Annotated in this window: 8 protein-coding genes; 6 read left to right on the forward strand and 2 right to left on the reverse strand. The window is 35.7% G+C overall.

Features of this window, described 5'->3' with window-relative positions; genetic code table 11:
- The first annotated feature begins 94 nt into the window (after positions 1–94).
- The 3 genes from repM to F973_RS15180 are packed head-to-tail and all read left to right on the forward strand — an operon-like array spanning position 95 to position 1,803.
- A complete protein-coding gene (gene repM, locus F973_RS01480; RefSeq protein WP_004759367.1) occupies positions 95–1,027 on the forward strand; it encodes a replication initiation protein RepM in 933 nt (310 codons plus the stop codon).
- A gap of 59 nt (positions 1,028–1,086) precedes the next feature.
- On the forward strand, positions 1,087–1,647 hold the full coding sequence (locus tag F973_RS01485; protein ID WP_223154292.1) for a plasmid replication DNA-binding protein: 561 nt from the start codon (positions 1,087–1,089) through the stop codon (positions 1,645–1,647).
- A 12-nt stretch (positions 1,648–1,659) separates the two neighbouring features.
- Positions 1,660–1,803 (forward strand): hypothetical protein, encoded by a 144-nt coding sequence (locus F973_RS15180; protein WP_001125247.1) that lies wholly within the window; start codon positions 1,660–1,662, stop codon positions 1,801–1,803.
- Between the two features lie 186 nt (positions 1,804–1,989).
- On the opposite strand, the gene F973_RS01490 is transcribed toward F973_RS15180, so the two are convergent.
- A complete protein-coding gene (locus F973_RS01490) occupies positions 1,990–2,322 on the reverse strand; it encodes a helix-turn-helix domain-containing protein (RefSeq protein ID WP_004759371.1) in 333 nt (110 codons plus the stop codon).
- A 353-nt stretch (positions 2,323–2,675) separates the two neighbouring features.
- Here F973_RS01490 and F973_RS01495 point away from each other — a divergent pair, with 353 nt between their 5' ends.
- From F973_RS01495 to vapC, 3 genes are all read left to right on the forward strand, one after another.
- Entirely contained in the window at positions 2,676–2,999 is a 324-nt protein-coding gene (locus F973_RS01495; protein WP_004759373.1) for a hypothetical protein, read from the forward strand.
- A 566-nt stretch (positions 3,000–3,565) separates the two neighbouring features.
- Entirely contained in the window at positions 3,566–3,796 is a 231-nt protein-coding gene (locus F973_RS01500) for an antitoxin (protein WP_004759375.1), read from the forward strand.
- Positions 3,793–4,188, forward strand: coding sequence for a type II toxin-antitoxin system tRNA(fMet)-specific endonuclease VapC (gene vapC, locus F973_RS01505; protein WP_004759377.1), 396 nt, complete (start codon positions 3,793–3,795; stop codon positions 4,186–4,188). Before F973_RS01500 ends, vapC begins: the two co-directional genes overlap by 4 nt.
- 91 nt (positions 4,189–4,279) lie before the next feature.
- Here vapC and F973_RS01510 read toward each other — a convergent pair whose 3' ends face one another.
- Positions 4,280–4,654 (reverse strand): hypothetical protein, encoded by a 375-nt coding sequence (locus tag F973_RS01510; RefSeq protein ID WP_004759379.1) that lies wholly within the window; start codon positions 4,652–4,654, stop codon positions 4,280–4,282.
- Positions 4,655–4,756: the final 102 nt, after the last annotated feature.

Consider the following 4,756-nt stretch of genomic DNA (forward strand, 5'->3'; position numbering starts at 1 on the left):
TTTTTTTTGTAGATTTAACTACGTTTACCTTGCATTTAACTACATAATATTTTATATAGATTTATATTCAGAAATAAAAAAGTAGACTAATAACATGCGAGATCTAGTTGTAAAAGATAATGCTTTAATTAACGCAAGCTATAACCTAGATCTAGTTGAACAGCGACTTATTCTTTTAGCTATTGTTGAAGCAAGAGAAAGTGGTAAAGGCATTAATGCAAACAACCCTTTAGAAGTGCATGCAGAGAGCTATATCAATCAATTCAATGTTGCAAGACAGACTGCCTATCAAGCATTAAAGGATGCTTCAAAAGATTTATTTGCTAGACAATTTAGCTATCAAGAGATGAATAAACGAGGAAACATCGAAAACGTACTAAGCCGATGGGTTAGTGAGATTCGTTATATTGATGCTGAAGCGACTGTTAAGTTAATTTTTGCACCCGCTATTGTTCCATTAATTACTAAACTCGAAGAACAGTTCACTAAGTATGAATTACAGCAAGTTAGTAATCTCAGTAGTGCTTATGCTGTACGCCTATATGAATTATTGATCGCATGGCGTAGCACTGGCCAAACTCCTGTTATAGAGCTTGAAGAGTTTAGAAAAAAAATTGGTGTGCTTGATGATGAGTACACAAGAATGGGGAACTTTAAAGACAGAGTCTTACATCTAGCTATAGATCAAGTTAATGAGTTTACAGATATCACTGTTAAATATGAGCAGCATAAAAAAGGACGTTCAATTTATGGCTTTTCATTCTCATTCAAGCAAAAGAAAAACGTTAACAAACCAAATCTAGAAGCTAGAGATCAAAACACCTTAGATATTTTCACCAAGTTAACAGATGCCCAGCGTCATTTATTTGCTAACAAATTGTCAGAACTGCCTGAAATGAGTAAGTATTCTCAAGGCACCGAAAGCTATCCGCAATTTGCCGTACGAATTGCCGAAATGCTATTAGATGCTGAAAAATTTAAAGAACTATATCCATATCTAGTAAAGGTTGGCTTTCAAACAAAATAAAGATAATGTTCAGTAATATGCTCACCTGAACATCCTTGTACATGAACAGAGGGATTGTATTGAACACTACAAAATTTAGCGTTATGGACGCAAGTAAAGCCTTTAAAAAATCACGGACAACAATATATGAGGCTTTAAAAAATGGTGAATTATCAAGAGATAATGATGGTCTAATAGACTTATCTGAACTTATCAGAGTTTATGGCAACCCAATCGGTGTTCAGTCCAGTACACGTACTGAACAAGTTCAGAAGGATGTACAGGTACACGTTCAATCTGAAGTCGAAAATCTATTAAAAGATCAGATTTCTTTACTAAAAAATCAGTTAGATTTAGCAAATCAAAGAGAAAAGTCTTTGATGCAACATATTGAAGATCTTACTCATAGAATTGAGTTTAAAGGCACCTTAGAACAGTCACAACAAGAAAATATTGATAAGCTAAATGAATCTACAAATTCAAATATAGCAACGGATCCTCGGTCACAGACTGACTCTAACTATGACGAATTGACTACTTCCGAGAGTAAACGGATCCATCTTCCTGAGCATGTTGAACCAGAACCTAAAAAACGTGGCTTATTTGGCCGTGTGCTGAATGCTGTTTTTGATAATGACTAAGGGAGAGAGATCATGCCGAAACTGAAAGACATTGCCTTGGGAATTATTGTGGCCCCGCTGCTGATCCCGATCATGCTGATTGCATCGTACCAAGATAAAAAGGCACTCAAAAAAGAGCTGGATGAACGCCAAAAAGAAAAAGACCAGGCATCCTGATTATTCAATTGAGCTAATCAAAACCGTGGAACATTGATTAAAGATTAAGCGTGGAACGGTAGTATTCAACAAAAAAGCCGAACTCAGCTAAGTTCGGCTTTATGGTATCAGTTAAAGCATTGAATTATATGAAATAAAGTGAAGCATTTCGTATAAGGTGTATTATGTTAATTGTAGAAAAACTAACTAAAATGAAACTTGAATGTTCACCTTATCTGGTGAAACTTGAGCAAGTTCCGCAATCTTATTACGAGCTTCTTCAATCACAACAGTAAGAGAATCTACCTTATTAACAATTTCATTTTTTTCACAATCATCCTTTACAAGATACTGAAGATCAGTATTTAAAACTGTAGCTAATTTCTCCAGAACATCATTTCTTGGATTAGCTTTCGAATTTTCATACTTAACAATGTTAGTAACATGGATTCCAACTTTTTCAGCTAGGGACTGCTGAGTTATCCCTATTTTTTTTCTAGCATTTTTAAGTTTAGAAGCATCAATTGTTAATGTAGACATATTTTTTTCCTCTTTTAAAAGATGTGTTTTATTTTAAAATCACCATAAAAAAGACTTTAAAACGCTATATAAGCAAAATATACGCTTGTTTTTTCATAAAACAAGCGTTTTATACAGAAAAATATAGTGTTTTAATAAATTAAACACTATATCCCCTATAAAAACAGCTACATGACTCTTAAATTTTCACATAATGGTTGTTATACGGAATAAAAAAGCCTAGACACTGGTCTAGGCTTTAAATTTTAAAAATACATAAAAATTAAGGCTATAGACTCAATTTTTATGCTTTGTATAACGTGTAATGTGTTAATTTTAGAGAAACTTCAGAAAAATATGAATATGGGATTGATATGACAACTTGTCCAAAATGTAACTCAACTAATATTGATAAGCTTAATTATGGAAAACGTGCTGGTGCTACCGTAGGTGCTGCTGCTGCATTAGGTGGTGGTGCTGCTGGTGGAAAAGCTGGAGCGATGCTAGGAGCCGTTGCTGGTCCGATTGGCATAGTTGCTGGTGCTGCTGTCGGGACTGTAGCAGGGGCAATTGCTGGAGCACTTGCTGGTGGTACAGTTGGAGCTACAGCTGGTGCTGTTACAGGGCGTGCTATTGATGAACATATCCTCAATAACTATGCATGTCTAAAGTGTGGATATAAGTTTAATGAGGCATAAATATCCCCCTATTTAACATAATGGGCATTATGCGAAACCACTTGTTAAAAATCATTATTTTTCAAATGTTTAAAAAATTAGTCATGACTAAAAAATAGGTGAAAAGCCGACTCGGAAACAAGTCGGATGCTTTTTAAGCACTTTTGTCATTTTTAGCCAATAAAATCGGTTAAAAAATGCTCAAAATTTCAGTTTTTCCTGATTTCTTAAGGCCTTCATTTCTGAAATTATCCCCATTTCCTGCGGACAAATATCGGGATAATTTGAGGATATGTCCATGTACGCTATGGCGTACAGCCATTCAGGAAATTCACTAATAGCCATACTCAGTTCAATTTCCTATTATGAACTCATTGAGAACAGGATGTTCCAGATAACAATAAGAAATCAGCGCACCAGGATCGTGAAGCAAGACAGGAGTCATGCTTAACAGCCCAATACGAAAAACCCCGACAGGATGTCGGGGTTTTTTTATTGTCTCATGATTTTAATTGTACTTTAACTCTACACACTTTAATGCTATGGTATATATCAATGATATATATCTTGTGTATCTGGAGGTCAACATGGAAATTGCCAAAGTATTTCAAACTGGTCGCAGTCAAGCGGTTCGCTTGCCTAAGGCCTTTCGTTTCAATGGCACTGAAGTGGCCATCAAAAGCTTCGGACGTGGCGTTTTGTTGATGCCAATCGATAACCCTTGGGATGTCATGTTAGAAGCCATCAATGAGTTTGAGGTTGGATTCCAGTTAGAGCGAGATGATCAAGGCGAACAGTTCCGTGAGGAGTTCAGATGATTTACCTCTTAGACACAAATATTTGTATCTATGTCATCAACAATAAGCCTCAACACGTTTTTGAACGCTTTAAGCAATATCAACTCGGCCAGCTTGCGATTTCAAGTATCACGGCATCTGAGCTGGCTTTCGGTGTAGAGAAGTCTGGATCTGAACGCAATAAACAGGCATTAAACAAGTTTTTGTCACCTTTAGAGATTCTTCCTTACGATGAACAAGCAATTTGGCATTACGCCAAATTACGCCAAGATCTTCAATCGACAGGTAAACCGATTGGCAGCTTAGATATGCTGATCGCTGCTCATGCTTTGGCATTGGATGTTGTATTAGTCACAAACAATATCAAAGAATTTGAACGGATTGATGGTCTGAAGCTAGAGAATTGGGTCTAATCGCTATATCTAGCCCTATGCAGGGCTAGAATTCGCATAAGAGATTTTATGTTAAATAGACACCTAACAAGGTGTCTATTTTTACTTACTACTAGATGTCTATTTCATAAGGCAATTCATTTTTAACCTTTTCAAGTAGGTCAATACATGCTTTTGAATATTTATCAATGTTACTTTTTTGACCAGATTTAATTTTGAGATGATAGCGATTGTTTGAGTCTTTTATATTAATACCTTTCTCTTCGATAATCTTTTTAATTAACGTATTTACAGGATACCAATGGTCATAACCCAAGGCTTCCGCAACTCCTGAAATGGTATAACAAAAACTCGCATTAATATGTTGACCATCATCTAATGATCCCAACCCAAATAAAGTTGGTAATTTTGCATCATCGTTTGAGATTTCTGATAACAGTTCAAAATTAAATGGTAGTTCTCTTCTTGGTAGATCAGAAGTCACCATTTTGTAGTGATGTGGGTCTAGGATTTTAGACCACGTCTATAAGTGATAATCTACTCCCCAATAAGCATGGGAAATGCTTGTTTTAGGAGTCAACCATGACAC

The organism is Acinetobacter sp. CIP 102129, assembly GCF_000368305.1.
Taxonomy (GTDB): Bacteria; Pseudomonadota; Gammaproteobacteria; order Pseudomonadales; family Moraxellaceae; genus Acinetobacter; species Acinetobacter parvus.

What these genes read in the sequence shown, in the direction of transcription:
- F973_RS01500 (WP_004759375.1), top strand. Translation starts at nt 3,566, where the DNA reads ATGGAAATTGCCAAAGTATTTCAAACTGGTCGCAGTCAAGCGGTTCGC.
- F973_RS01490 (WP_004759371.1), bottom strand. Translation starts at nt 2,322, where the DNA reads ATGTCTACATTAACAATTGATGCTTCTAAACTTAAAAATGCTAGAAAA.
- F973_RS01495 (WP_004759373.1), top strand. Translation starts at nt 2,676, where the DNA reads ATGACAACTTGTCCAAAATGTAACTCAACTAATATTGATAAGCTTAAT.
- F973_RS15180 (WP_001125247.1), top strand. Translation starts at nt 1,660, where the DNA reads ATGCCGAAACTGAAAGACATTGCCTTGGGAATTATTGTGGCCCCGCTG.
- vapC (WP_004759377.1), top strand. Translation starts at nt 3,793, where the DNA reads ATGATTTACCTCTTAGACACAAATATTTGTATCTATGTCATCAACAAT.
- F973_RS01510 (WP_004759379.1), bottom strand. Translation starts at nt 4,654, where the DNA reads ATGGTGACTTCTGATCTACCAAGAAGAGAACTACCATTTAATTTTGAA.
- repM (WP_004759367.1), top strand. Translation starts at nt 95, where the DNA reads ATGCGAGATCTAGTTGTAAAAGATAATGCTTTAATTAACGCAAGCTAT.